The sequence below is a fragment of the Pseudomonas sp. GW821-FHT02H06 genome, assembly GCF_059421525.1.
Genome location: NZ_JBWKVD010000010.1, coordinates 185,849 through 211,039, shown reverse-complemented (window position 1 = coordinate 211,039; position 25,191 = coordinate 185,849). Strand labels below are relative to the sequence as shown.

Sequence of the window (25,191 nt, the reverse complement as noted above, 5' to 3'; positions counted from 1 at the left end):
TGACGGCGCTCTCGCCGCATCCATGCGGCTCGGCCCACTCCGCGTCGTCTGCGTTCGGCCTGCACCAAAGTCGCGATTGGCGGCGGCTGAACTTTCTCGGTGGAAGATCAACATCAACAGCACAATCCTTACCCCTCAACCTGATCTTAATCGTTCCCACGCTCTGCGTGCGAATGCATCCTCTGACGCTCTGCGTCACCGGTCTCACTGATACAACGCGCGCTGTTAGTGGAACCGGCTTTAGCCGGGAAGAGGCCAGCTGAGGCGCCGGGATTGTTGGCTGTGTTTGAAGGGGACTGATTTATTTACAGCGCTTCACCGTAAATTAATCTGTCCCGCCTAAGCCAATTCCGTTTCACCCCGCCGCCCGCACGTCTTCTTCCGCCCATTTCACGTAGCACACCACCACCGGCATTTCATGTTCGGCGCAGAAGTCGATCCAGCGCAGTTGGTTGTCTTGCAGGCGGTCGCCGGGGCCTTTGACTTCGATCATTCGGTAGCGGCGTTGTTCGGGGTAGAACTGGATGAGGTCGGGCATGCCGGTGCGGTTGGCTTTGATGTCTTGCAGCAGCCGTCGGAACCAGCGTTTGAGGTGTTGCGCGGGCAGGCAGTGCAGCGCTTGATCCAGCAACTCCGGGGTCAGGGTGCCCCAGAACACGAAGGGCGATTGCAGGCCGAATTTACTGACGTAGGTGTCGCGGATCACTGCTTCGTAGCGCTGGTCGTCGAGTTGTGCCAGGCACTCGTCGAACAGGGCCGCGCGGCGCTGGTAGAAGTCCGGGCTGTAGAGGTCACTCGGTGCGCTGTGGAACGGGTGGAAAAACGCGCCGGGTAGCGGCGCAAAGATCGCCCGCCAACAGAGCAGACCGAACAGCGAATTGACCAGCGCGTTCTCCACGTAGTGCACCTCGCTGCCCTCTTCCGCCAGGTGCTGCTGGATCAGCCGTTCGACGCTGTGATCGGGAAGCGGCAGCACGCTCAAATCAAGCCGAGTGACGGTGCGTTTCATCCTCTTTTGCACGCAGCCCTCGCCCAACTTGCGCTTCAGACGCGGCTGTATGCGCAGCAGGTGTTGGGTTTCTTCGTCGTTTTCCGGCGCCGATTGCGCTTCCAGCAACAGCGTCATCGCGTCGAGGAATTGCTCGCTGCGTTCGAGCACGCGGATCCTGCGCACACGGGCGCCGGGGTAGCTGGACTGCGCGTAGACGCTCAATGCCAGCGGCCAGTCCTGCTCGCGTTCGGCCTGCTGGCCGATCTTGAACAAGAGCTTGGCGCGACGCATGGCCAGCCAGGGATTGTCGGTCTCGACGGCCAGCGCTTGAGGCGCCAGGTCGGCCAGTGCCATGCCGTCGTCCAGCGCCTGCCGGCAGGTGTGCAGGTGCAGGCAGATGTCGATGTCGGCGCGTTGGTTGATGCCACGGGACTCGACGGAAAATTCGACTTTTTCGTAGCGATAGATGCCCAGGTCCGCCAGCACGAACTCCGACCACTCCTGGTAGAGATTGCCGAAGTACAGCAAGCGAAGCCGGTCGCACAGGGGCATGACCTGGAGGGCGAAGATCACCTCTTCGAACCCGGCAAACCAGTGCTCAAGACGTTGAGGCGATTCGTAGATCGGCAGCAGGCGCTGCAGAAGGTCGGATTTTTTCTCGGCGCTTTTGACGCCGTGGGCCTTGAAGCACTGACCCAGTTCGTCTTTGCGCAGCAACGCAAACAAGGCGCGGAGATCCAGATGGGGTTGGCCGTCCACCCAACCGGACTCCAACAAGGGCGCGGCGGCCAGTCGGACGTCGCCGATCTCGGCGTAATCCAGTTTGCTGGCGCGAAACAGCGTGCCTTTGCGCATGACCATGCGCACCAGCAGCGCCTGTGCAGGCTGCGGCAGTTGGGCAAAGTCGTCGATGAAATGCCGCTCGTCTTCATCGAGCAGGTCGTCGTAGCGCTGGGCGATCCAGTTCAGCACCTGGCGGAAGTTTTCCAGGTAGTAAAACGGATTGTCGAGGGGGGAAAGGCTCACGGCGAGGTCACGTAAAGGCTGACGGGAGAGCGTCAGGATACTGGTTATCCGTACAGATTCCAGCCCTGCCTGCTGTAGGATGGCGCCGGCCCGATCAACGGCGCGGACCAAAGAGCACTGCTCACCCGTTAGACTCGCTCCACGCATTTTCCAGGAGATCGCCATGCCTTCCACCAGCCAACCCCTTGTCTATCTCGCGGGCTTCGACGTATTTCGCGCCGACGCCATCGAGCACGGCCGCTATCTGAAAGCCCTGTGCGACCAGCACGGTCTTGAGGGTTTGTACCCTTTTGACAACGAAGTGCCGCAGGGGATGACGCCTGAAGAAGCCGCCGCCGTCATTTGCAACGCCAACATTGCGATGATCAAACGCTGCGACGCGGTGCTGGCCAACCTGAACCCCTTTCGCGGCGCCGAACCGGATTCAGGCACGGCCTTCGAAGTGGGCATGGCGGTTGCCCTAGGCAAACCGGTGTGGGCGTATTTCGCAGCGAATGGCGCGTTGCGTGAGCAGATTGCCCATGATGCGGCGGGCTTTGATGGGCAAGGGTTTCAGGTGGAAGATTTCGGCCTGCCGCGCAATCTGATGCTGGCGTGTACCTGGGTTGGCAGTAGCGAAACGGCCGAAAAAGCGATTGAGGCATTGGCTGAGCATCTGGCTGGCTGAACCCAAACCCTGTAGGAGTGAGCTTGCTCGCGATGGCGTCGTATTTACCACTGAATATCCAGCGGATGTACTGGCCTCTCCGCGAGCAAGCTCGCTCCCACAAGGTTTGCATCTGCTGCGAGACCGTGGAACGGTTCACGACTGGAGATCTCCGACAATCGAGCGCCAACGCCCTCACCTATTCCAGATTCGACGAACTGATGTCCAGCTTGTCGGCATCGGCAAACTCGTCCAGGTCCAGTTCGCTCAAATCCAGCTCGCCCTCCGGATCGCGGTCTTCGTCGGAATCGGCGTCGTTGAGGGGCGACTGATCGCCGCCGAAATGCTCGCCGTCGTGTGCCAAATAGCTCGTTGCGTGGATGTCCGGCTGGTTTGTCTGTAGCTGCATCGTTGACGCTCCGTAGGTGAATGTCGTTAAGCAGGCTAACCCACCCGGCGGGGTAAAAGCACAGGTCACGACCAATTGAGGAAGGATCCGCCGTCATCGCGCAGCATCTGCACCATGGCGTGGGCGGCAGGCGACAGATAGCCTTCGCGGCGCAGCATGACGCAAATGGTCCGCGTCATGGTGGTCTGCTCCAGCGGCACCTCGCGCAGGTCCTGCATGTTCTTGCCGAACTCCAGCGTCTCCCGGGCGATGAAACTCAGCAGGCTGGTCTGGGCAATCAACCGGGGCAGCAGGGAGATCGAGTTGGATTCTATCTGCACTTCCGGCAGCGGCAGGTCGTGGCGGGCGAAGGCGTCGTCGACCCAGATGCGCGACGACACGCCGGAAGGCGGCAGCACCCAGCGGCAACGGCACAGGTCGCGCATCTCGAACGGCGCCTGGAAGATCGGATGGTTGCGGCTGGCGATCACCACGGCTTCGTCGGTCAGGATCGGGTAGAACGAGAATTCCTCCTCGGCACTGCGCTGGGCGCAGATGATCATGTCCAGGTGCCCGGAGCGCAGTTGCTCGCGCAGCATGTCGTCCTGACCGATCACCAGCTTGAGCGTGACCTGCGGCGAGCGTTTGAGCAGCGCGCTGGTCAGTTCCGGCAGCAGGTACTCGGCCATGGTCGCCGCACAGCCCAGCCGGATATCCCCTACCGCGCCACTGGCGAAATCCCGCACCTCGCGCTGGGTCTGGGCAATGCTTTGCTGCAGCACCTTGCCCCGCGCCTGCAGCAGTTCGCCGACCGGCGTGAGCTTGATTCGGCGGCCGTCGCGCTGGAACAGCTTGGTGCCGAAGGATTCCTCCAGCCGCTGAATGCTCTTGGTCAAGGCCGGCTGGCTGCGGTTGAGCTTTTCAGCCGCGCGCCCGAGGTGACCGAGTTCGGCGATGGTTTCGAAATAGGTCAGGTCACGCAGGTCCATATATCAACCAAAGTTATCGATTCATGATTATTAGAAAATAGACTTGATCGATTGCGCTGTCGATACTGGGCGTCATTGGAAATGCACTCGGCAGGGAAGCACTCAGGTCACTCCTTATCAGGAAATGCCAATGCTCTGGAGATCCGCGTTGCCACGCCCCGCCTCGTTTGCCCTCGCCCACCAGCACCCGCTGACCCAATGGCTGCTGCTCATCCTCATGGCCGGTAGCGCCGGCCAACTGTTCAAATACTCCCACATCCCCGCCGCACTGTTTCTCGGGCCCATGCTGGTGGCGATCGGCTTCGGCGTCGCCGGGGCCAGCGTTCGTCTGAACAAGCAGGTGTTCCGCCTCGGCCAGGGCACGGTCGGCGTGCTGGTCGCCCACTCCATGACCGTCGGCGTGCTGCTCGCAGCGATGCAGTCCTGGCATGTCATGGTGTTCGCCACCTTGCTCACCGTCGCGTTGAGTGCGGTGGTCGGCATCGCCATGGCGCGCTGGGGCGGCATTCAGAGCAGTACCGCAGCGTGGGGCACTTCGCCGGGCGCGGCGTCGGCGATGGTCGCGATGGCCGAGGATGACGGCGCCGACTCTCGAGTGGTCGCCACCATGCAATACGTGCGAGTGGTCTGCGTGGTGATGGTCGGCGCGCTGGTCAGTCGGCTGATTGGTGCCGATGCCGGCGGTTCGGAGGCCCACAGCACGGACGCGCTGTTGCACGGGATGAACCTGCTCAATCTGGGCCTGAGCCTGCTGGTGATCGGGGTCGGCGTGCTGCTCGGCAGTCGCTTGCCGGCCGGCGCCTTGCTGGTGCCCTTGCTGCTCGGCGGCGCGCTGCAGTTGAGCGGCCTGCTGCAGATCACACTGCCTGCCTGGGTGCTGGCGATCGCCTATGGCGCGATCGGCAGTTACATCGGCCTGCGCTTTGATCGCGTGACCATCAGCTACGTCTGGCGGCGGCTGCCCGCGATGATCGCCGGGGCGCTGGTGCTGATCCTGCTCTGCGCCCTGTCGGCCTGGGGCATCGCGGAAATCATGGGCAAGGACTTTCTCTCGGTGTACCTGGCCACCAGCCCGGGCGGTCTTGATGCCATGGCGATCATTGCCATCGACACCCATTCGGACGTCGGCTTCGTGCTGGCGATGCAGACCCTGCGACTCTTTGCTGTGATCGTGACGGGGACCTATATCGCCCGGCAGGTGATTCGTGTGTCGCAACGCTTTGCCTGACGGAGCGAAGCCGGCTGATTGACGAGAAAGGCAGCGGCGCGCACACCGATGGAATCTTCGGCCAGCAGGCGACCTCCAACGCTGCACACTCATTGGAGGCGAACGCCATGGCCACGCTGAAAATCGCCACGTTCAACATCAACGGCATCCGCGCGCGTTTGCCCATTCTGTTGCAGTGGCTGGAAAAGGAAGCGCCCGACATCGTCTGCCTGCAGGAACTGAAAGCGGCCGACACGGCCTTCCCCGCCGACGATATCCGCAATGCCGGCTACGGCGTGATCTGGCAGGGCGAGCCGTCGTGGAACGGCGTGGCGATCCTGTCCCGGGACAGTGAGCCGCTGGAAATTCGTCGGGGTTTGCCGGGCAATGAAAAGGACAAGCACAGCCGCTATCTGGAGGCGGCCGTTCAGGGCGTGATCGTCGGCTGCCTGTACCTGCCCAACGGCAACCCGCAGCCGGGGCCGAAGTTCGACTACAAGCTGGACTGGTTCGAGCACTTCATCACGCACGCCGACTCACTGTTCAAGAGCGAGCATCCGGTGGTGCTGGCCGGGGACTACAACGTCATCCCTACCGACAATGACATCTACAACACGCGTTCATGGCTGAAGGATGCCTTGCTGCAACCGGAAAGCCGCGCGTGCTTTGAGCGGTTGCTGGACCAGGGCTGGACCGACGCCCTGCGCGCGAAATTCCCGGACGAGCGGATTTACACGTTCTGGGATTATTTCCGCAAGCACTGGAAAACCAACTCCGGCCTGCGCATTGACCACCTGCTGTTGAGCAAGGATCTGAAGCCCAAGCTAAAAAACGCGGGGGTGGACCGCTGGGTCAGGGACCTGCCCCACGCCAGTGACCATGCACCGACGTGGATTGAGTTGAAGGTGTGAGGTTGATGCGCGGCTGGCCGACCCACTGCCCTTAATCAACATGACCACACTGCCGATGTACCTGCTGAAAACGGGACTGTGGGAGTGAGCTTGCTCACGAAGGCGGCAGTTCGGGCGCTAAAGATATAGCGGATGTACTGGCCTCTTCGCGAGCAAGGTGGAGCGCCACCCCGGTCGCTCCTACACAGATCGCGTTGGCCTCGAGACCGCGCAGGATCCCGCGGACTAGGCCCGGCTCGCCAACGCCGTTGCCAGACTTTGTTCCAGCGGCAACACCGGCAGCAGCGTCGCCTGATAGGCGTGGTACAGGTCCGGCTTGCCGGCCCAGATATCGGCGCTGGGTTTGTTTTCAGGGTTGAGCTCGTGGCGCCAGCTGCCGTTTTCGTAGTCGATGAACAGCGTCTCGCTGAATTCCCAGAACGTCCGGTACCAGTCTTCGTATTGCTGCTCGTGGGTGCGTTGCAACAACGCCGCGGAGGCGGCCGCGGCTTCGGCGTGGGTCCAGTGCAGGCGATGGCGGACCACCGGGCGGTTTTCCCAGTCGAGGGTGTAGACGATCCCCGGCGCGCCATCGACGTCCCAGCCAAAGCGGCAGGCGTTTTCGAATAAACCGCGAGCGTCTTCCAGCAACCAGGCCGGCGTTTCAAGCCCGGCCTTGCGCCGCGCGGCTTCCAGGTGCAGCACCAGCCGTGCCCACTCGAAGGCGTGGCCGGGCGTGGTGCCGTAGGGGCGGAAACCGTCGTCGGGCTTGTCGACGTTGTAGTCGAGGATCGGCTGCCACTGCAGGGTGAAATGCTCGATCACTTGATGGTTGTTGCCAGCGGCGTGCTGATGAATGACCCGCTCGACGATGCTCAGCGCCCGATCCAGCCAGCGCGCATCGCCGGTGACGTCGGCCAGGGCGAGGAACGCCTCGGTGCTGTGCATGTTGCTGTTGGCGCCGCGGTAGGGTTCTTCGTTGCTCCATTCGCGGTCGAAGGATTCACGCATGGCGCCTTCCTCCTCGCTCCAGAAATGCCCGGTGATCACCTGAATCGCCTGTTCCAGCAACGCCTGGGCGCCGGGGCGACGGGCGACGACTGCCGAGCTGGCGGCCAGGGCGACGAACGCGTGCAGGTAAGCGTTCTTGCCGGTGTCGGCACTGTGCTCCAGGGGTTTGGCGAACCAGCCGCCGTATTCGGCGTCACGCAACGGCCCGGCCAGCGCCGCAATGCCGTGATCGACCAGCGCGGCGCAACCGGGAATGCCGTTGATGTGGGCCACGGCGAAACTGTGGGTCATGCGTGCGGTGTTCATGGTTTCGGCCACGGCATCGGCGGGGAGCCGGCCGAGGTCATCCAGATTGCCGAAGCCCTGGGGCAGCTTCGAGGCCTTGGCAAACGCCAGCAGCCGGTTGCCCTCCTGCATCAGCCAGGCCGTGTGGCCCGGGGAGCGCAGCCAACTGCTGAAATCGCGATTCACATCATCCATTGCCCTTCACCTATCTCGTCGGCAGGTTCGGCCCGCCAGGAATTATTAGTCGGGGCGAATCATGCAAGCCGAGGGCAGCGACAGGCAAGTGAATGAGGTGAAACGTTTGCGCCGCGAGGTAGGCTGCGTCATCCATTTGTGGGAGTGAGCTTGCTCACGAAGAGGCCGGTAAATCCGCTGAGTAATGCAGCGCTTGGACTTAAGCCTTCGCGAGCAAGGTGCGCCACCCCGGTCGCTCCCACAAAAGCGGTGTTGCAACCCCTAGACCCGAAAGCGCGTGACCACCTGGTTCAACTCCGCCGCCAGCCGGGACAGTTCGTTGCTCGACGCGCTGATCTGATTGGCGCCGGACGACGACTGCATCGACAGGTCGCGGATATTGACGATGTTGCGGTCCACTTCCCGCGCGACTTGCGCCTGCTCTTCGGCGGTGCTGGCGATGACCAGATTGCGTTCGGAAATCTCGTTGATCGACGTAGTGATGCGGCTCAGCGACTCGCCGGCACCCTGGGCCAACCCCAGTGTTTCGGTCGCCCGTGAGCGGCTGATCGACATCGAATCCACTGCTTCGGTGGAACCGCTGCGCATGGTCGTCACCATTTTGTCGATTTCCAGGGTCGACTGCTGGGTGCGGTGGGCCAGGGCGCGCACTTCATCAGCGACCACGGCGAACCCGCGTCCGGACTCACTGGCCCGTGCAGCTTCGATGGCAGCGTTCAATGCCAGCAGGTTGGTCTGCTCGGCGATGGAACGAATCACGTCCAGCACCTTGCCGATGTCCTTGGACTGATCGGCCAGGTTCTGCACCAGATCAGAGGTGTGCTGCACGTTGCCGGACAGGGTCTGGATCGAATTGACCGTGTCGATGACACGGCTCTGGCCGTCGCGGGCCGCCGCGTTCGATTCGCTTGACGCCTGGGACGTCGACACCGCGTTGCGCGCGACTTCCTCGACCGCCGAAGTCATCTCGTTCACCGCCGTGGCGGCCTGTTCGATTTCGGCGTTCTGCTGATGCAGGCCGCGATGGCTGTCTTCGGTCACCGAGTTCAGCTCGGTGGCGGCCGACGCCAGCTGACTCGCCGAATTGCCGATCAGGCTCAGGGTCGAGCGCAGGTTGGTTTGCATCTGCTGCAACGCGCTCTGCAAGCGCGTGACTTCGTCATTGCCCTCGACGCGAATGTCATGGGTCAAATCGCCCTTGACCACGTATTCGGCGGCATCAACCGCTTCCTGGAGCGGGCGAACGATGCTGCGGGTCAGCCACACCGCGAGCACCACGGTGGCCAGTGCTGCGATCAGCACGAATACCAGCACCACGTTTCGGGAGTTGCCGTATTGCGCTTCGGCGGCAGCGCCTTCGAGCTCGACCTGATGGGAGTAGAAATCACCCAGATCGCCCAATTGCGCGCCGGAGTTGTCGACGGCGGTTTTCATGTCCACCAGCAGCAGTTTGTTCAGCGCCTTGAAGTCACCGCTCTCGGCGAGCACAAAAGACTGGGTCAAACCGCGCTGATAATCGACCAGGGTCGCGCGGAATTTGCCGTACAGCGCCTTCTCTTCCGGGGTATCGATAAAGGCGTCAAGGCTGGCGAGTTTCTCGTCGAGGATCTTCGCGCGCGCGTCCATCTGACCTTTGTAGACGCTGACGTTTTTCGGATCGGTGTCAAGGACAACCCGCAGCGAGATCGTGCGAATGCGCAGCATGGCATCGCGGATGTCATTGACCAGACGCATGCTTGGCATCCAGTTGCTTTCAACCGCCACCTCGCTCTGTCGGATCGTCGACATCTGGCTCAGGGCGAACCAGCCCAGCAACGCGACCAACAGGGAAATCAGGGTAAACCCAAGGCCGGCGCGGCGGGCGATGGTCAGGTTGCGTAGGCTCATAACGGTCGGCTCATTCTTGTAGGGGCGGGACGCTAAGTCGTCATATGACTACCGCTTATCGACGCTGCCGCGGGCTTCTTGAGCCGCCGGTCCGTGAATAATCCGAACGCCCGTTCGAGAAAACATCGAACCCCGCCCGCTTGAGCGGTCTAGACCCTTAGGCCCGACATCACATTCAAGCGGAGGTGAATCATGCATCTGGAAGGCTCCTGCCATTGCGGCGCCGTCGAATTCAGCCTGACAAGCGCCCATCCCTACCCCTATCAACGCTGCTACTGCTCGATCTGCCGCAAGACCCAGGGCGGTGGCGGCTACGCGATCAACCTGGGCGGCGATGCGAAAAGTCTCGACGTCAAAGGCAAGGACAACATCGCCATCTACCACGCCAAGATGCGCGACGATGAGGGTCACCAAACCCGCATCAGCAGCGCTGAACGGCATTTCTGCAAACGGTGCGGCAGCGGGCTGTGGCTGTTCAGCCCCGAGTGGCCGGAGCTGATCCACCCGTTTGCGTCGGCCATCGACACGCCGTTGCCGACCCCGCCGGAGCACACGCACTTGCTGCTGAACTCCAAGGCGCCGTGGGTGGAAGTGGCCGCAGGACCGAATGACCAGCAGTTCGAGGCATTTCCTGAAGAGTCGATTGCCGACTGGCATGAGCGGCTGAAGTTGACGCAATAGCCAGACGCAGTGAAATGACCTCGGATTGTGGGCGTTCCTCCGGCAGTTGAAGCGAACGGAACGCCCGCCCAACTGGCCACCCGATAATTCCCTGAACCTCTCCCCCGACGGCCGACTCCCAACTAAAAGCCCCTACGTCCAATAAAAGCCCACAAGGAAGCGCACATGCCTCTGCATCGAGTCGCCCCCCTGACCGATATTCAGCAAGACCGCGGTCTCCAGGTCGAGTTTGGCGAAACCAAGGCGCTGCTGGTTCTGCACGGCGACGAAGTCCGCGCGTTTCAAGCCTTCTGCCCCCATGCCGGCGCGCCACTGGCCGACGGCGCCATCTGCAACGGTCATCTGATCTGTCCCTGGCACAAGGCCGAATTTTCCATCGACGACGGCCATCTCTGCGAACCGCCTGCGCTGGATGCCCTGACTCGTTACCCCGTCCACGTCATTGATGGCCATGTGCATGTCGATGACCAGCCCATCACCGCCGACACGCCTACGCTGGCCGAGGACAGCCGCTGCTTCGTCATCATCGGCGCCGGCGCGGCGGGTACAGCGGCTGCCTGCGCGCTGAGGGAAAAAGGCTTCAACGGTCAATTACGGCTCATCGACAGAGAAGCCGCGGCCGGGTACGACCGCACGGCGCTGAGCAAATTTGTCTTGTCCGCCGAAATGGATACCGATGGGATCCCGGCTCTGCGCGACGACGGGTTCTACCTGAGCAACCGCATCGAACGGGTGCACGGCGAAGTGATGAAGCTGGACGTCGTCAACAAGCGCGTCACCTTGGCGGACGGGCGCCGCTTTGACTACGACGCGGCGCTGGTCACCACCGGTGGCGAGCCCCGCGCGTTGACTCTAGAGGGCGCGGACCTGCCGCAAGTGCTGACCCTGCGCAGCCGCGGTGACGCCAGCCGGATTCTCGCGGCGGTCCAGCCCGGTAGCCATGCGCTGATCGTCGGCGACAGTTTTATCGGGCTGGAAGCGGCATCGGCGTTGCGCACACAGGGTGTGAATGTGACGGTTCTGGCCCGTCATGAAGTGCCGTTTGCCGGTCAGCTGGGTGAGCGTATCGGCAAAGCCCTGCGGGCGCTGCATGAACAGAACGGCGTGCTGTTCCGCACCCACGTGGACGTCACTCGGTTCGAGGGTGATGAAAAAGATGGCCAGCAGCTGCTGAAGACGGCGGTGCTCAGCAATGGCGAACGACTGCAGGTGGATCTGGCGTTGGTCGGCGTCGGCGTGAGCCCGGTGACGCATTTCATCGACGGCGTTCAACTGGAGGACGACGGTTCACTGGCGGTCGACGACGGCATGCGCGCGGGCAAGGATCTGTGGGCGGCCGGCGACATTGCCACCTTTCCGCTCAACCATCAGCCCCGGCGCATCGAGCACTGGCGCCTGGCCCAACAACAGGCACGCATTGCGGCGGGCAACATGCTCGGCGAGAACCTGCGATACACCGATGTGCCGTACTTCTGGACCTACCATTTTGAGAAGCGTCTGGATTACCTCGGCCACGCCGAAAACTGGGACGACGTCGTCTACATGGGCGAGCCGGAACGCTTCGATTTCCTGGCGCTTATCTGCAAACAGGGCGTTGTCGCGGCGGTGGTCAGCTGTGAGCGGGAACGGCCCATGGCGATGCTCGCCGAACGCATGAAACGACCGCTGTTCAAAGACGAAGCGCTGATGCTGATCAACCAGATCGACCATTGAGCACGTGCTGTAAATCAACCATTCACCCTGCACACCGGAGGGCGCCATGCCTGATAAAGAGTCCAATCGCGAAGACCTCGACCACAAGGCTGAAAATGCAGGCAAGGTCGGTGAGGAACACAAACAAGCCAATCAGAGCGGTGAACAACAGCGACCGCCGGAAACGGAGCATCCGGCAGATTCCACTGACGCCAAACCCTGAAACAGCCGGGCTAACCGCGACTGGTGACCTGCTGGCGATCGTCCCGCCGTTTCGAGCAGCGGTCGGTCGCAGGCTCGGCAGCCTTGTCCACTTTCAGCCACCACGCCTCGCCTCGGCTGGGGTACTGAACGTAAAACGGCTGGCCCATTTCTGGCGTGGTGATGGAAATGCTGCGGTCCCACGCCAGCGCGAGAATCCGGTCGAACGGCTCATGCCAGGCGTGCATCGCCAGGTCGAAGGTGCCGTTGTGGATCGGCAGCAGCCACTTCCCGCGCAGGTCAATGTGCGCCTGCAGCGTCTCTTCGGGCTGCATGTGCACGTCCGGCCAGTCTTCGTTGTACGCGCCGGTCTCCATCAGGGTCAGGTCGAACGGGCCGTACTGCTCGCCGATCAGCTTGAAACCGGCGTGATAACCGGTGTCACCGCTGAAAAAGATGCGCTGCTCGCCATCAAGCATCACCCACGATGCCCACAGGGTCTGGTTGCCGTCACGCAGCGTACGGCCCGAGAAGTGCTGCGCCGGGGTCGCCACAAAGCGAATGCCATGGATCTCCGTCGACTGCCACCAGTTCAACTGTTGGACCTTGGCGGCCGGCACGCCCCACTCGATCAGCGTGTCCCCTACCCCCAGCGGCGTAATGAAATGCTCTGACTTGTCCTTGAGCACCTGAATGGTCATGTGATCGAGGTGGTCATAGTGGTTGTGGGAGAGGATCACGGCCTTGAGCGGCGGCAGGTCTTCCAGGCGGATCGGCGGCTGATGGAACCGCTGCGGACCGGCCCATTGCACCGGCGAAGCACGCTCGGCGAATACGGGGTCGGTCAGGAAGTATTCACCGCGCAGTTTCAGCAGCACCGTGGAGTGGCCCAGCCGGTAGACCGTGTTATCGGGCGCCGCGAACAGTTGCTGGCGCGACAGCGGCTGAACCGGGATCTCCCCGGCCGGGCGCGTGTGGTGGGGTTTATTGAACAGCGCATTCCAGAAGATGCGCAGGGTTTTGCCCACGCTCGAGCGCGCCATCGGCTTGTGATTGAAATAGCGACCTTCACGCCGAGTCAGGACGGGCAGCGCAGGATTTGAATCAAGGTTTTTTTCGATCGAGGCCATGAGGGTGCTGACTCCATGAAACGGGTGAAGGTGGCGTTGCGGGAGCTGCAAGCTGCAAGAGCATGCTGTACGCCGTAAGCTTGCGACTTGAAGCTTACAGCTTGAAGCTCTTGTCTGCTTCTACACTACACAGTGTAGTTTCAAGCTTGCACGATGAGCAAAGAGAAGTAAACTGCCCGGTGTAATTTTCCTGTCGGGCGGTTGAGCCGTCCGCGCCACCTCACAGAAGCGAATCCATGACTGCCCCACTGCGACTGACCGACCGTAAACGCGAAGCCATTGTTCAGGCGGCGATCGCCGAGTTCCGCGATAACGGTTTCGAGGTCACGAGCATGGACCGGATTGCCGCCCGGGCCGAGGTCTCCAAGCGCACGGTCTACAACCACTTCCCCAGCAAGGAAGAACTGTTCTCCGAAATGCTCCATCGCCTGTGGTCCTCCGCCGCGACGCAGACCGATGCAGTGTACAAACCCGGCGTGCCCCTGCGCGATCAACTGCGCGAATTGCTCGACGCGAAGATGAAAACCCTCGGTGACAGCAACTTCATCGACCTGGCCCGCGTGGCCATCGGCGCAACGATTCACTCTCCCGATCGTGCGCAGATCTGGGTCAGCCGACTCAATCAACGGGAAGAAACCTTCACCGTCTGGGTGCGCGGCGCCCAGCAGGACGGCCGCCTCAAGGCCGTCGAGCCGGTGTTCGCCGCGTCGCAGATCCATGCATTGCTCAAGGCCTTCGCCTTCTGGCCGCAAGTCACCCTCAACGAGCCCCTGCTCGCGCCGGATAAGCAGCGCGAAGTGGTCGAGTCGGCGCTGGACCTGTTCCTCTGCTGGTATGAAATCCCGCTCACTGCATCTCCGATCTAGTCCCGCCCGTTAATCCATGGCCGCCGTGACGCGTTCGACAATCTGCCGACGCGCCAGCAAACCCTGCATGGCGCGATCGGTGGCGACGGCGAGGATGTTCGCCGGTGCGGTGTCCGGTCGGCCGGAATCGTAGGGCGGTGCCGGCGCGTACTCCAATTGCAGCTGAATGGTCCGGGCGGTATCCGCGTCAAACACTTCGCCGATCAGCGTCAGCGCAAAATCGATACCCGCCGTTACGCCGCCACCGGTCATCAGGTTGCCGTCGCGCACCACGCGTTCATGCACCGGAATCGCACCGAACTGCTCCAGCAATGAATGGGACGCCCAGTGGGTGGTGGCGCGGCGGCCTTTCAACAGCCCTGCTGCGCCGAGCACCAGCGCGCCGGTGCAGACGGAAGTCACGTACTGCGCCGTGGCCGCCTGATGCTGAATGAAGGCCAGGGTTTCGGGGTCTTCCATCAATGCATCAACCCCTACCCCGCCCGGCACGCAGATCACGTCCAGGTCTATGCAGTCGGCGAAGGTCGCGGTCGGCACCAGGGTCAGGCCGGTGCTGGACTGCAGCGGCTCAAGGTTTTTCCAGACCAGATGCACGACCACGCCGGGCATGGTGGCGAAAACATCGTAGGGACCGGTGAGGTCCAGTTGCTGGACTTTGGGGAATACCAGCAGGCCGATATGCAGGGTCATGGTGTGTTTCCTTGTACTGAAAGTGATTCATCTGACGGTATGAAGTGACGCGGCCGATGGGGCTCGGCCAGCGACTGGACGAAACCACTGTAGCGAGCTAGCCTCTGGCGGATACGCCATAAAGCCGACAATTCACGCCAATCTTCACAGCGAGAGCGCCATGCCCCATCAGCCCAGGCCGGTTCATGTTCTGGCCTTTCCCAATGTTCAGTTACTCGACGTCACCGGACCGCTGCAGGTATTTGCCTCGGCCAACGTCATGGCCCAGGAAGCCGGCCTGAACAAAATCCCATACCGGCCCGAGGTCATCGCTCGCGAACCCGGCAGCGTGGTCTCCTCCGCCGGGCTCGGGCTGCTTACCCACCCGCTGCCGTCCACGGCTTCGGATACCCTGATCATCGCCGGGGGCGGCGGCGTGCATACGGCGCTGCTGGATCCGGTTCTGGTGGACTGGGTGCGAACGCAATCCGCCAGTGCCCGGCGAGTGGCGTCGGTGTGTACCGGCGCATTTTTACTGGCGGCGGCGGGCGTGCTGGACGGCCATCGGGTGGTCACCCACTGGGACAGTTGCGACGAACTGGCGCGGCGTTTTCCGCAACTGCGCGTCGACCCGGACCCGATCTTCATCAACGAGAACACACGGTGGACGTCCGCCGGGGTGACCGCGGGTATTGATCTGGCCCTGGCGATGGTCGAGGCGGATCTGGGCCGGGACATCGCCCTGGCCGTGGCGCGGGATCTGGTGGTGTTTCTCAAGCGCCCGGGTGGGCAGTCGCAGTTCAGCACGGCGCTGTCGATGCAGCACCAGACCCGTGATCAAGGCAGCCGGTTTGGCGACCTTCACGCCTGGATTCTCGACAATCTGGCCAGTGACCTGTCGGTTGCCACACTGGCGGCGCAGGTGGGCATGAGCGAGCGCAGTTTCGTCCGCCACTACCGCGCCCACACCGGGAACACGCCGGCGCGGGCCATCGAGCAATTGCGCGTCGAAGCGGCGCGGCGCCTGCTGGGGGACAGCGCGCTGCCGATCAAGCGCATCGCCGACCGCTGCGGTTTTGGTACGGAAGAAACGTTGCGGCGCAGCTTCATGCGTGCGGTATCGGTGACACCCCAGGCGTATCGGGAGCGGTTCACTGCGGCATGAAGCGGCCGCGAAGGCTGACTGTCCTTCCCCAGAGAAAGTGCCTGGCTGTCCTGGCCTCTTCGCGAGCAAGCTCGCTCCCACGAGTCTCGGCATGGTTCGAAATCCCAAGTCACCCACGATCTGTGGGAGCGAGCTTGCTCGCGAAGGCTGACTGTCCTTCCCCAGAGAAAGTGGCTGGCTGTCCTGGCCTCTTCGCGAGCAAGCTCACTCCTACAAATTGACTGCATCGACCGGGAAATAAAGGTCGCGCACAGAGACCTGTAGGAGTGAGCTTGCTCGCGAAGAAGGCAGTTCAGCCAATGAATTTTCTTCGCGGGATAAACCGCATTCGCCAGCAAGGTGGAACGCCACCCCGGTCACTCCCACACGTCCAACCAACCGGCCGAAATCCTGAGGCAACCCGTGCTCCCACAAATGGATGGGGCGCAAGGCAAAACATCTGAGCGAAATTAATTTTCATGAATTGATCTTTTTATCCTGCTTCGTGTAATTTACTTTCCATCACGAAATCAGAGATAACAATAATGACTGCCTGTGATCGTCCCGCCCCTGCTCTTCTTTCGCCGTTCATGGCGCTTGCAACACCCACTGCCGAGATCGTTTTCACCGCCTGGTTGCGCGCCGGTTAACGCCATTGCGCGGGTGAGTCCTGCTTTGTTGTAGCTCGACAGGCTCAGCCCCGCCGCCGCCCAAGCCCTGACCCCCTCATTCTCAGCAAGGAATCCGTTGCATGCCTCCGTCAACCGGCCTGTCTCTGTTGGTCTATGCCGCCGTCGCGATCATCGCCCTGATCGTGCTCATCGCGCGCTTTCGTCTCAATCCGTTCATCGTCATCACCCTGGTGTCCGTCGGCCTCGCGCTGGTCGCCGGCATGCCGGCCAATGCCGTCGTCGCGTCCTATGAGGGCGGCGTCGGCAAGACGCTGGGGCACATCGCACTGGTCGTGGCGCTGGGCACCATGCTCGGCAAAATGATGGCCGAGTCCGGCGGTGCCGAGCAGGTGGCGCGCACCTTGATCGACCGCTTCGGCGAGCGCAACGCGCACTGGGCAATGGTCTGCATCGCGTTTCTGGTAGGGCTGCCGCTGTTCTTCGAAGTGGGTTTCGTGCTGCTGGTGCCGATCGCGTTCACTGTGGCGCGCACGGTCGGCGTGTCGATTCTGATGGTCGGCCTGCCGATGGTCGCCGGCCTCTCGGTGGTCCACGCCCTGGTGCCGCCGCACCCTGCCGCGATGCTGGCGGTGCAGGCCTATCAGGCGTCGGTGGGCCAGACCCTGTTTTACGCCATCCTCATCGGCATCCCTACCGCGATCATTGCCGGCCCGATCTACGCGCGCTTCATCGTGCCGCACATTCACTTGCCCGATGAAAACCCGCTCGCCAAACAATTTCTCGACCGTGAACCCCGCGCCCAACTGCCGAGCTTCGGCATCACCATGGCGACCATTCTGTTGCCGGTGGTGCTGATGCTGCTGGGTGGCTGGGCCAACCTCATTTCCACGCCGGGCAGCGGCTTCAACAGCTTCCTGCTGTTCATCGGCAACTCGGTGATCGCGCTGCTGCTGGCCACGTTGCTAAGCTTCTGGACGTTGGGCATTGCACAGGGGTTCTCCCGGGATTCGATCCTGAAATTCACCCAGGAATGCCTGGCGCCAACGGCCAGCATTACGTTGCTGGTAGGCGCGGGCGGCGGTCTGAACCGGATTTTGGTCGACAGCGGCGTGACCAACGAGATCGTCGGCCTGGCGCAGGACTGGCATCTGTCGCCGCTGCTGATGGGCTGGCTGTTCGCCGCATTGATGCGCGTCGCCACCGGGTCGGCCACCGTGGCAATGACCACTGCTTCCGGCATCGTGGCACCCGTAGCGCTGGGCCTGGGCTATCCCCATCCAGAGCTGCTGGTGCTTGCGACCGGCGCCGGCTCGGTGATTTTTTCCCACGTCAACGACGGCGGGTTCTGGCTGATCAAGGAGTATTTCAACATGACCGTGGCACAGACCTTCAAAACCTGGACGGTGCTGGAGACGCTGATTTCGGTGATCGCTTTCGTCCTGACCCTCGGGCTGGCACAGGTGATCTGAGTGGACATTCTTTACCAGATCCGCGCCCGGCAGGAGTCGTTCAGCGCCGGCGAAGGCCGTATCGCCAGACTGGTGCTCAGCGACGTGGCGTTTGCCGCCAGCGCCAGCCTCGACGACCTCGCCGCCCGCGCCGAGGTCAGCAGCGCCACGCTGTCGCGCTTCGCACGCACGGTCGGCTGCAAGGACCTGCGCGACCTGCGTCTGCAACTGGCCCAGGCCAGCGCCGTGGGCAACCGCTTCCTCACCCCGGAGCAGGCGCCGGAGCAGTCGGCGTTTTTCACTCAGATCGTCGGCGACATCGAGTCCACCCTGCGTCAGCACCTAGCCGGTTTCGATGAATCACGCTTCCAGGCGGCGGTGGCCCTGCTGGCGCCGGCGCGGATGATTCACAGCTTCGGCATGGGCGGCGCGTCCAGCCTGTGCAGCGAAGAGCTGCAGACCCGGCTGGTGCGCCTCGGTTACCCGATTGCCGCCAGCCGTGACCCGGTGATGATGCGCCTGATCGCCGCGACCCTGGGTCCCGAGCACAGCGTGATCGTCTGCTCGCTGAGCGGGCGCACTCCTGAACTGCTCGACGCGGTGGATCTCGCCCGCAGCTATGGCGCGAAGATTCTCGCCATCACCCTGCCCGGCTCCCCGCTGGCGGAGCGGGCGGATGTCCTGCTGCCGCTGCAGATCGCCGAAACCAATTTCATCTACAAACCCACGGCCGCGCGCTACGGCATGCTGCTGACCATCGACGTGCTGGCCACCGAGCTGGCACTGACCGCGCCCGACGCCAACCGCGAACGGCTGCGACGGATCAAGCTCGCGCTGGATGACTACCGCGGCGGCGACGACGGCCTGCCCCTTGGAGACTGACCCCATGCTTTACGACCTGATCATTCGCGACGCGCTGGTGATCGACGGTAGCGATACGCCCGGCTACCGCGCCGACGTGGCCCTCCGCGACGGCCGCATCCAGCGCATCGGCGACCTCCACGACGTCTCCGCCCGCGAGGAGATCAACGCCGCCGGCCGCGTGCTGGCGCCGGGTTTCATCGACGTGCACACCCACGACGACACCGTGGTGATTCGTCAGCCGGCGATGCTGCCGAAGATTACCCAGGGCGTGACCACCGTGATTGTCGGCAACTGCGGCATCAGCGCGTCACCCGTTTCCCTGGCAGGCGACCCGCCGGATCCGATGAACCTGCTGGGCCCCGCCGCTGCATTCGTTTATCCGCGCTTTGTCGATTACCGCAACGCGGTGGACGCGGCGCGGCCGGCGGTCAACGTCGCGGCGCTGATCGGCCACACCGCGCTGCGCAGCAATCACATGGATGATCTTTTTCGAACGGCGCGCGCTGATGAAATCAGCGCTATGCGCGGGCAATTGCGCGACAGTCTGGCGGACGGCGCGCTGGGCCTGTCCACCGGCCTGGCCTATGCCTCGGCTTTCGCCGCCGAAACCGACGAAGTCAAACAGCTGGCCGAGGAGCTCACAGCGTTCGGCGCGGTGTACACGACGCACCTGCGCAGCGAGTTCGAACCGGTGCTGGAGGCCATGGACGAGGCGTTCGAGATCGGCCGTCACGCCAGATCCCCGGTGGTGATCTCCCACATGAAATGCGCAGGCGCAGGCAACTGGGGCCGCAGTCCGCAGCTGCTGGCCTCATTGGAAAATGCCGCCCTGACCCACCCGGTGGGCTGCGATTGCTATCCGTATGCGGCCAGTTCTTCGACGCTGGATTTGAAACAGGTCACCGATGCGTTTCCGATCACCATCACCTGGTCAACGCCACACCCGGAACAGGGCGGCCGTGAGCTGAAAGAAATCGCCGCCGACTGGGGCCTTTCACTGATGGACGCCGCGCGGAAGCTGCAGCCGGCTGGCGCCGTGTATTACGGGATGGACGAGAACGACGTGCAGCGGATCATGAAGCACCCGCTGTCGATGATCGGTTCTGACGGACTGCCGGAAGATCCGTTTCCGCACCCGCGCCTGTGGGGTGCGTTCCCCCGGGTGCTCGGGCATTTCAGTCGGGATCTGGGGCTGTTTCCGCTGCACACCGCCGTGCACAAGATGACCGGACTGACCGCCACACGCTTCGGGCTGCATGAGCGTGGCTTCGTGCGCGAAGGGTATTGCGCGGACCTGGTGCTGTTCAACGCCGACACCGTGCGCGATGTGGCGGATTTCAAAGAGCCCAAACGCGCGGCCGAGGGGATCGATGCGGTGTGGGTCAACGGGCATTTGAGCTACGCCGAGGGCAAGCCTCGGGGGGAACGGCAAGGGAGGTTCTTGCCGCGCAGTGGATCTCTGGTGGGTGGGTTTGGTTAATTTCTGTAGGACTGGCTTTAGCCGGGAAGGCGTCAGGCGGCACACCGCAAATCTGGGCTGTACACACTGGCCTCTTCCCGGCTGAAGCCGGTCCCACTAAAAGCATGCGGTCTGTAGGACTGGCTTTAGCCCACCACCACCCCACGGCATTCGCCAAAGCCGATACTCACTTCGCCCTCCTTGCGGCAGCGCGCTTTGAGGATCACCTCATCGCCGGCCTCCAGAAAGGTTCGCGTCTCGCCGTTGGGCAATTCAACGGCGCGCTTACCGCCCTCGGTCATTTCCAGCAGGCTGCCGAGTTGGCCGGGCTGCGGGCCTGACAAGGTGCCGGTGCCGAACAGATCCCCCGCCTGCAGCTTGCAGCCGTTGACGCTGTGGTGGGCCACCATCTGCGCGACGGTCCAGTACATGTTCAGCGTGTTGCTCAGAGACAGACGCTGGGGCGCGACGCCTTGCTCTCTCATCTGCGCGGTGAGCAGCAGCACTTCCAGCTCGATGTCCAGCGCGCCGCCGGCCTGATCCTGCTCGTCGAACAGATAAGGCATCGGCTGCGGGTCACCCTCGGGGCGCGCCGGTTGAGCCGCGCGAAACGGCGCAAGGGCTTCGGCCGTGACCACCCACGGCGAAATGCTGGTGGCAAAACTCTTCGACAGAAACGGCCCCAGTGGCTGGTACTCCCAGGCTTGCAGGTCGCGAGCCGACCAGTCGTTGAGCAGACAGAAACCGGCGATGTGCTCGCCCGCCTTGCTGATGGCGACAGGCTCGCCCGCCTCGTTGCCCTGCCCGATCCATACGCCCACTTCCAGTTCGTAATCCAGGCGCTTGCTCGGCCCGAAATCCGGTGTCTCGGCACCCGGTTTCAAGGTCTGCCCGCTGGGGCGCTTGACCGGCATCCCGGACACACCCAGGGTCGACGCGCGCCCGTGATAAGCGATGGGCACGTATTTGTAGTTCGGCAGCAGCGGGTTGTCCGGGCGGAACAGCTTGCCGACGTTCATCGCGTGATGAATGCCGACGTAGAAATCAGTGTAGTCGCCGACCTGCGCCGGCATGTGCATCTGGCAGTCAGCCATTGGCACCAGCAGACGGTCGCCCATGGCCTGCAAGCGTTCACGCTGCAGGGTTCTTTCGTCGAGCAGGTGCAGCAATTCATGGCGCAGCGCCTGCCGCGACGAACCGCCCAGGGCGAAAAAGTCGTTCAGTTGCCCGCGGCTGGCGGCCTCCACGGCCACCCGCGCGGCGCCGTTGAACAGGCTGGCCTCAAGGGCCGTTTGCAGATCGAGAATGAAATCGCCGATGGCAACGCCGCCGCGCTTGCCGAAACCGGGGCGGCTGAACACGCCCAAGGGCAGGTTTTGCAGGGGGAAATCGGGATGGTCGTTGGCGCTGGCAACCCAACTGCGCGGGTGGTGTGAAGTGTTCATCGTTGGCTGTCCGTGTCGAAAGGCTTGAACGTTCTGGCGATGCCATCCCAGCAGGCATCGTAGTCGCTTTGCAACTGTGGGCATTCCAGCGCGTGGTAGCTGGGGCGCAGGACTTTGCCGGTCTCGAACATGAACGCCATGGTCTGCTCGATCTTGTGCGGCGTGAGTTCAGCGGCGATGGCTTTCTCGGCGCTGGCGTTGTCCGGGCCGTGGGCGCTCATGCAGTTGTGCAGCGACGCGCCGCCCGGCATGAACCCTGCGGCCTTGGCGTCGTAGGCCCCGTCGATCAGGCCCATGAATTCGTTCATCAGGTTGCGGTGGAACCACGGCGGTCGGAAGGTGTTTTCCGCCACCATCCAGCGCGGCGGGAAGATCACAAAATCGACGTTCGCCTGACCTTTGACAGCGCCCGGAGACGTCAGCACAGTAAAGATCGACGGATCGGGGTGGTCGTAACTCACCGTGCCCATGGTGTTGAACAGGCGCAGGTCGTATTTGTACGGGACGTTGTTGCCGTGCCACGCAACGACGTCGAAGGGGGAATGACCGAGCGTGGTCGCCCACAGTTCGCCGAGAAATTTCTGCACTAGCACAGTGGGCTGCGCGCTGTCTTCAAAATGCGCGTGGGGCACCTGGAAATCCCGCGGATTGGCCAGGCCATTGCTGCCAATGGGCCCAAGGTCAGGCAGGCGCAGGGCGCAGCCGTGATTCTCGCAGATGTAGCCCCGCGCTGTGCCGTCGAGCAGCTCGACGCTGAATTTCAAACCACGGGGGAGCACGGCGATTTCCTGCGGCTCAAGGTCGAGCAGGCCCAGTTCGGTGGTGATGCGCAGCCGGCCCTGCTGGGGGACGATCAGCCACTCGCCGTCGGCGTTGAAGAACGCGCGCTGCATGGAACGGTTGGCGGTGTAGACGTAGACGCTCACGCCCTCGGCCTGCTCGGCGGACGAGGTGCTGGCCAGCGCGTGCAGGCCATCGATGAAATCGGTCGGCTCGGCGGGGATGTCGAAGGCATCCCAGCGCAGGCGATTGGGTGTCACGGGGCCTTGCTGTTGGCCCGTGATCTGGCGCTCAAGGCGCTGAAAGCGGGGGTGCGCCGCGGACGGTTGAATGCGGTAGAGCCAAGTGCGCCGGGCTTCAGCGCGGGGGACCGTGAACGCGGTCCCGGAAAATTGCTCGGCGTACAGGCCCAGCGGGTGACGTTGCGGCGAGTTCTGTCCGTGGGGCAAACCGCCCGGCATCGCCTCGCTGCTGAATTGATTGCCGAAGCCGCGCTGGTAGCGCAGGGGCTCGGACCGGGGTGTTGTCGACATGACGACCTCTTATTGTTTTTATCGTAAGCGTGTTACGCATAACGTAATTTGAGTTTGAGGAAGGGTCAAGCTATAAAGCAGCCTTTCCAGACCGGGGGCCTCCCTTCCATGACCGACGATTCCACCCCCGCCACTGCGCCGCGCCAGCAGAAAGTCCAGTCGGCTGAAGTCGGCGTCGGCATCCTCAAGGCGCTGGCCGAACTGGCGCCCGCCACGTCACTGTCGAAACTCGCCGAATACGTCGGCATGCCCGCGAGCAAGGTGCATCGCTACCTGCAGGCGCTGGTGGACAGCGAATTTGCCGAGCAGGACCCGGCCAGCAATCATTACCGTCTGGGGCGCTCGGCCTTGCAGGTCGGCCTGGCAGCGCTGAGCCAGCTGGATGTGCTGAAGACCTCCGCGCCGGCATTGATCGCGCTGCGCGACGAACTCAACGAAACCTGTTTTCTGGCGGTGTGGGGCAATAAAGGCCCGACAGTCGTGTATGTCGAACAGTCGCTGGGGGCGGTCACCCTGGTCACGCAGATCGGCTCGGTGCTGCCGCTGCTCAGTTCGTCCACCGGGCTGGTGTTCGAGACCTTTCTGTCGCCGACCGAAACCTCGGCGCTGAGAGAGGCGGAATCTGCCACGTTGAACGCGGCGCAGTTGAAGGAGATCAACCGGCACGTCCGCGAAATTCGCAGCACGGGGGTGCATCAGATTCATGGCTTGTTGATGGCTGGCGTCAACGCGGTGTCGTCGCCGGTGTTTGCCATGGGCAACAAGCTGGTGGGTGTGGTGACAGTGGTGGGTTCAGCGTCGGTGTTTACCGATCAGCGCCAGGCCCTCGCCGCGCAAAAACTGCTGCAGAAGGCCCAGGCGATCAGCGCGCGGATGGGTGGGGAAATGCCGCAGGATCAGTAGCACCGCTCGCATCGAGTAGGACCGGCTTTAGCCGGGAAGGCGTCGGCAGCCACACCACACAACTGATGGTGTTCAGACTGCCCTCTTCCCGGCTGAAGCCGGTCCTACTAACAGCGCGCGTGCACCTACTTCAATCCACCGCCAACACCCCGCGTCGCACTTGATCGCGCTCGATCGATTCAAACAGCGCCTTGAAGTTGCCCTCGCCGAATCCATCGTCGCCCTTGCGCTGGATGAATTCGAAGAACACCGGCCCCATCAGGGTTTCCGAGAAGATCTGCAGCAGCAGGCGCTTGTTTCCGCCGTCGGAGTTGCCGTCCAGCAGAATCCCCCGCGCCTTCAGCTCGTGCTCCGGTTCGCCATGGTTAGGCAGCCGGCCTTCGAGCATTTCGTAATAGGTGTCCGGCGGCGGGGTCATGAAGCGCATGCCCAGCGCCTTGAGCCGGTCCCAGGTGTCGATGAGGTTTTCGGTGAAGAACGCGACGTGCTGAATGCCTTCGCCGTTGAACTTCATCAAAAATTCTTCGATCTGCCCGGCGCCCTTGGACGATTCCTCGTTCAGCGGGATGCGGATCATGCCGTCCGGCGCGGTCATCGCTTTCGAGGTCAGGCCGGTGTACTCGCCCTTGATGTCGAAATAGCGCAGCTCGCGGAAGTTGAACAGCTTCTCGTAGAAGTTCGCCCAATACGCCATCCGCCCGCGATAGACGTTGTGGGTCAGGTGATCGATGAATTGCAGGCCGGCGCCCTTGGGATGGCGGTCGACGCCTTCGAGGTACACGAAGTCAATGTCGTAGATCGAGGTGCCTTCACCGAAACGGTCGATCAGGTACAACGGCGCGCCGCCAATGCCCTTGATCGCGGGCAGGCGCAGTTCCATGGGCCCGGTGCCGATCTCGACAGGCTGGGCGCCCAGTTCCAGGGCGCGCTTGTAGGCCATCTGCGAATCCTTGACCCGGAAGGCCATGCCGCACACCGAAGGACCGTGCTCCGCAGCGAAGTAGGACGCTTCACTGTTGGGCTCGTTGTTGAGGATGATGTTGATCGCGCCCTGGCGGTACAGCGACACGTTCTTCGAGCGGTGTTGGGCGACTTTGGTGAAGCCCATGATCTGGAACACAGGCTCCAGCACATTAGGGGTGGGCGAGGCGAATTCGATGAATTCAAAGCCCATCAGGCCCATCGGGTTTTCGTAGAGATCAGTCACGGTCTGGCTCCTGCTAAATAGT

General features: G+C 62.8%; 22 protein-coding genes and 1 pseudogene. 12 read left to right on the top strand and 11 right to left on the bottom strand.

The genetic code is table 11. The annotated features are described in order from the left end of the window. Nucleotides 1–355: 355 nt before the first annotated feature. A complete protein-coding gene (locus AC07VF_RS17825; RefSeq protein WP_495009026.1) occupies nt 356–2,017 on the bottom strand; it encodes a VRR-NUC domain-containing protein in 1,662 nt (553 codons plus the stop codon). A 163-nt stretch (nt 2,018–2,180) separates the two neighbouring features. Here AC07VF_RS17825 and AC07VF_RS17820 point away from each other — a divergent pair, with 163 nt between their 5' ends. Then, nucleotides 2,181–2,684, top strand: coding sequence for a nucleoside 2-deoxyribosyltransferase (locus tag AC07VF_RS17820; RefSeq protein ID WP_495009025.1), 504 nt, complete (start codon nt 2,181–2,183; stop codon nt 2,682–2,684). A 178-nt stretch (nt 2,685–2,862) separates the two neighbouring features. Here the strand turns inward: AC07VF_RS17820 and AC07VF_RS17815 are convergent, their stop codons facing one another. Together AC07VF_RS17815 and AC07VF_RS17810 are read right to left on the bottom strand one after the other, a co-directional pair. Next, nucleotides 2,863–3,072: a hypothetical protein gene (locus tag AC07VF_RS17815; RefSeq protein WP_495009024.1), complete on the bottom strand. Its 210-nt coding sequence runs from the start codon at nt 3,070–3,072 to the stop codon at nt 2,863–2,865. A 65-nt stretch (nt 3,073–3,137) separates the two neighbouring features. After that, nucleotides 3,138–4,040: a LysR family transcriptional regulator gene (locus AC07VF_RS17810; protein ID WP_495009023.1), complete on the bottom strand. Its 903-nt coding sequence runs from the start codon at nt 4,038–4,040 to the stop codon at nt 3,138–3,140. Between the two features lie 130 nt (nt 4,041–4,170). Here AC07VF_RS17810 and AC07VF_RS17805 point away from each other — a divergent pair, with 130 nt between their 5' ends. Further along, complete coding sequence (locus tag AC07VF_RS17805) at nt 4,171–5,268, top strand: AbrB family transcriptional regulator (RefSeq protein WP_495009022.1); 1,098 nt, start codon at nt 4,171–4,173, stop codon at nt 5,266–5,268. A 107-nt stretch (nt 5,269–5,375) separates the two neighbouring features. Continuing rightward, a complete protein-coding gene (locus tag AC07VF_RS17800) occupies nt 5,376–6,158 on the top strand; it encodes an exodeoxyribonuclease III (RefSeq protein ID WP_495009021.1) in 783 nt (260 codons plus the stop codon). Between the two features lie 225 nt (nt 6,159–6,383). On the opposite strand, the gene AC07VF_RS17795 is transcribed toward AC07VF_RS17800, so the two are convergent. The 3 genes and pseudogenes from AC07VF_RS17795 to AC07VF_RS17785 form a co-directional block, all read right to left on the bottom strand. Beyond that, a complete protein-coding gene (locus AC07VF_RS17795; RefSeq protein WP_495009020.1) occupies nt 6,384–7,628 on the bottom strand; it encodes a D-mannose isomerase in 1,245 nt (414 codons plus the stop codon). A 261-nt stretch (nt 7,629–7,889) separates the two neighbouring features. Further along, on the bottom strand, nt 7,890–8,753 hold the full coding sequence (locus tag AC07VF_RS17790) for a methyl-accepting chemotaxis protein (RefSeq protein ID WP_495009069.1): 864 nt from the start codon (nt 8,751–8,753) through the stop codon (nt 7,890–7,892). Continuing rightward, a pseudogene (locus tag AC07VF_RS17785) lies at nt 8,748–9,515 on the bottom strand (MCP four helix bundle domain-containing protein); the annotation flags it as partial. The pseudogene AC07VF_RS17785 and the gene AC07VF_RS17790, both read right to left, overlap by 6 nt. A gap of 192 nt (nt 9,516–9,707) precedes the next feature. Here AC07VF_RS17785 and AC07VF_RS17780 point away from each other — a divergent pair. The 3 genes from AC07VF_RS17780 to AC07VF_RS17770 all read left to right on the top strand — a co-directional run bounded on the left by AC07VF_RS17780 (nt 9,708) and on the right by AC07VF_RS17770 (nt 12,111). Beyond that, nucleotides 9,708–10,196, top strand: a complete 489-nt coding sequence (locus tag AC07VF_RS17780; protein ID WP_282373496.1) for a GFA family protein — start codon at nt 9,708–9,710, stop codon at nt 10,194–10,196. A gap of 165 nt (nt 10,197–10,361) precedes the next feature. Further along, nucleotides 10,362–11,909, top strand: coding sequence for an FAD-dependent oxidoreductase (locus AC07VF_RS17775; RefSeq protein WP_495009019.1), 1,548 nt, complete (start codon nt 10,362–10,364; stop codon nt 11,907–11,909). Nucleotides 11,910–11,955: 46 nt separating this feature from the next. Beyond that, on the top strand, nt 11,956–12,111 hold the full coding sequence (locus AC07VF_RS17770) for a hypothetical protein (RefSeq protein ID WP_495009018.1): 156 nt from the start codon (nt 11,956–11,958) through the stop codon (nt 12,109–12,111). Between the two features lie 10 nt (nt 12,112–12,121). Here AC07VF_RS17770 and AC07VF_RS17765 read toward each other — a convergent pair whose 3' ends face one another. Then, nucleotides 12,122–13,219, bottom strand: coding sequence for an MBL fold metallo-hydrolase (locus tag AC07VF_RS17765; protein WP_495009017.1), 1,098 nt, complete (start codon nt 13,217–13,219; stop codon nt 12,122–12,124). A 236-nt stretch (nt 13,220–13,455) separates the two neighbouring features. On the opposite strand from AC07VF_RS17765, the gene AC07VF_RS17760 reads away from it, so the two are divergent. Then, entirely contained in the window at nt 13,456–14,085 is a 630-nt protein-coding gene (locus AC07VF_RS17760) for a TetR/AcrR family transcriptional regulator (protein WP_463583530.1), read from the top strand. Between the two features lie 9 nt (nt 14,086–14,094). Here the strand turns inward: AC07VF_RS17760 and AC07VF_RS17755 are convergent, their stop codons facing one another. Further along, nucleotides 14,095–14,775 carry a DJ-1/PfpI family protein gene (locus AC07VF_RS17755; protein WP_495009016.1) on the bottom strand — a complete coding sequence of 227 codons (681 nt, stop codon included), beginning with the start codon at nt 14,773–14,775 and terminating at the stop codon, nt 14,095–14,097. A gap of 160 nt (nt 14,776–14,935) precedes the next feature. Here AC07VF_RS17755 and AC07VF_RS17750 point away from each other — a divergent pair, with 160 nt between their 5' ends. The 4 genes from AC07VF_RS17750 (at nt 14,936) to AC07VF_RS17735 (ending at nt 20,322) form a co-directional block, all read left to right on the top strand. Continuing rightward, a complete protein-coding gene (locus AC07VF_RS17750) occupies nt 14,936–15,919 on the top strand; it encodes a GlxA family transcriptional regulator (protein ID WP_495009015.1) in 984 nt (327 codons plus the stop codon). Between the two features lie 730 nt (nt 15,920–16,649). Continuing rightward, nucleotides 16,650–17,999, top strand: a complete 1,350-nt coding sequence (locus AC07VF_RS17745) for a GntT/GntP/DsdX family permease (protein ID WP_495009014.1) — start codon at nt 16,650–16,652, stop codon at nt 17,997–17,999. Continuing rightward, the gene (locus AC07VF_RS17740; protein ID WP_237253794.1) at nt 18,000–18,860 is read left to right on the top strand and encodes a MurR/RpiR family transcriptional regulator; all 861 of its coding nucleotides are present in this window, start codon (nt 18,000–18,002) and stop codon (nt 18,858–18,860) included. A gap of 4 nt (nt 18,861–18,864) precedes the next feature. Further along, the gene (locus AC07VF_RS17735) at nt 18,865–20,322 is read left to right on the top strand and encodes an N-acyl-D-amino-acid deacylase family protein (RefSeq protein WP_495009013.1); all 1,458 of its coding nucleotides are present in this window, start codon (nt 18,865–18,867) and stop codon (nt 20,320–20,322) included. A 125-nt stretch (nt 20,323–20,447) separates the two neighbouring features. Here the strand turns inward: AC07VF_RS17735 and fahA are convergent, their stop codons facing one another. Together fahA and hmgA are read right to left on the bottom strand one after the other, a co-directional pair. Next, entirely contained in the window at nt 20,448–21,746 is a 1,299-nt protein-coding gene (gene fahA, locus AC07VF_RS17730) for a fumarylacetoacetase (protein ID WP_495009012.1), read from the bottom strand. Next, nucleotides 21,743–23,059 (bottom strand): homogentisate 1,2-dioxygenase, encoded by a 1,317-nt coding sequence (hmgA, locus tag AC07VF_RS17725; protein ID WP_495009011.1) that lies wholly within the window; start codon nt 23,057–23,059, stop codon nt 21,743–21,745. The genes fahA and hmgA overlap by 4 nt, the downstream gene beginning before the upstream one ends. Nucleotides 23,060–23,167: 108 nt before the next feature. On the opposite strand from hmgA, the gene AC07VF_RS17720 reads away from it, so the two are divergent. Beyond that, nucleotides 23,168–23,962 carry an IclR family transcriptional regulator gene (locus AC07VF_RS17720; protein ID WP_495009010.1) on the top strand — a complete coding sequence of 265 codons (795 nt, stop codon included), beginning with the start codon at nt 23,168–23,170 and terminating at the stop codon, nt 23,960–23,962. 130 nt (nt 23,963–24,092) lie between these two features. On the opposite strand, the gene hppD is transcribed toward AC07VF_RS17720, so the two are convergent. Beyond that, a complete protein-coding gene (hppD, locus tag AC07VF_RS17715; RefSeq protein ID WP_282370896.1) occupies nt 24,093–25,169 on the bottom strand; it encodes a 4-hydroxyphenylpyruvate dioxygenase in 1,077 nt (358 codons plus the stop codon). Nucleotides 25,170–25,191 lie beyond the last annotated feature (22 nt).

Bases quoted from the DNA above. Each gene is read 5' to 3' on its own strand.
- AC07VF_RS17820 (WP_495009025.1), top strand. From the start codon at position 2,181: ATGCCTTCCACCAGCCAACCCCTTGTCTATCTCGCGGGCTTCGACGTA.
- AC07VF_RS17815 (WP_495009024.1), bottom strand. From the start codon at position 3,072: ATGCAGCTACAGACAAACCAGCCGGACATCCACGCAACGAGCTATTTG.
- AC07VF_RS17810 (WP_495009023.1), bottom strand. From the start codon at position 4,040: ATGGACCTGCGTGACCTGACCTATTTCGAAACCATCGCCGAACTCGGT.
- AC07VF_RS17805 (WP_495009022.1), top strand. From the start codon at position 4,171: ATGCTCTGGAGATCCGCGTTGCCACGCCCCGCCTCGTTTGCCCTCGCC.
- AC07VF_RS17800 (WP_495009021.1), top strand. From the start codon at position 5,376: ATGGCCACGCTGAAAATCGCCACGTTCAACATCAACGGCATCCGCGCG.
- AC07VF_RS17795 (WP_495009020.1), bottom strand. From the start codon at position 7,628: ATGGATGATGTGAATCGCGATTTCAGCAGTTGGCTGCGCTCCCCGGGC.
- AC07VF_RS17790 (WP_495009069.1), bottom strand. From the start codon at position 8,753: ATGCAAACCAACCTGCGCTCGACCCTGAGCCTGATCGGCAATTCGGCG.
- AC07VF_RS17780 (WP_282373496.1), top strand. From the start codon at position 9,708: ATGCATCTGGAAGGCTCCTGCCATTGCGGCGCCGTCGAATTCAGCCTG.
- AC07VF_RS17775 (WP_495009019.1), top strand. From the start codon at position 10,362: ATGCCTCTGCATCGAGTCGCCCCCCTGACCGATATTCAGCAAGACCGC.
- AC07VF_RS17770 (WP_495009018.1), top strand. From the start codon at position 11,956: ATGCCTGATAAAGAGTCCAATCGCGAAGACCTCGACCACAAGGCTGAA.
- AC07VF_RS17765 (WP_495009017.1), bottom strand. From the start codon at position 13,219: ATGGCCTCGATCGAAAAAAACCTTGATTCAAATCCTGCGCTGCCCGTC.
- AC07VF_RS17760 (WP_463583530.1), top strand. From the start codon at position 13,456: ATGACTGCCCCACTGCGACTGACCGACCGTAAACGCGAAGCCATTGTT.
- AC07VF_RS17755 (WP_495009016.1), bottom strand. From the start codon at position 14,775: ATGACCCTGCATATCGGCCTGCTGGTATTCCCCAAAGTCCAGCAACTG.
- AC07VF_RS17750 (WP_495009015.1), top strand. From the start codon at position 14,936: ATGCCCCATCAGCCCAGGCCGGTTCATGTTCTGGCCTTTCCCAATGTT.
- AC07VF_RS17745 (WP_495009014.1), top strand. From the start codon at position 16,650: ATGCCTCCGTCAACCGGCCTGTCTCTGTTGGTCTATGCCGCCGTCGCG.
- AC07VF_RS17735 (WP_495009013.1), top strand. From the start codon at position 18,865: ATGCTTTACGACCTGATCATTCGCGACGCGCTGGTGATCGACGGTAGC.
- fahA (WP_495009012.1), bottom strand. From the start codon at position 21,746: ATGAACACTTCACACCACCCGCGCAGTTGGGTTGCCAGCGCCAACGAC.
- hmgA (WP_495009011.1), bottom strand. From the start codon at position 23,059: ATGTCGACAACACCCCGGTCCGAGCCCCTGCGCTACCAGCGCGGCTTC.
- AC07VF_RS17720 (WP_495009010.1), top strand. From the start codon at position 23,168: ATGACCGACGATTCCACCCCCGCCACTGCGCCGCGCCAGCAGAAAGTC.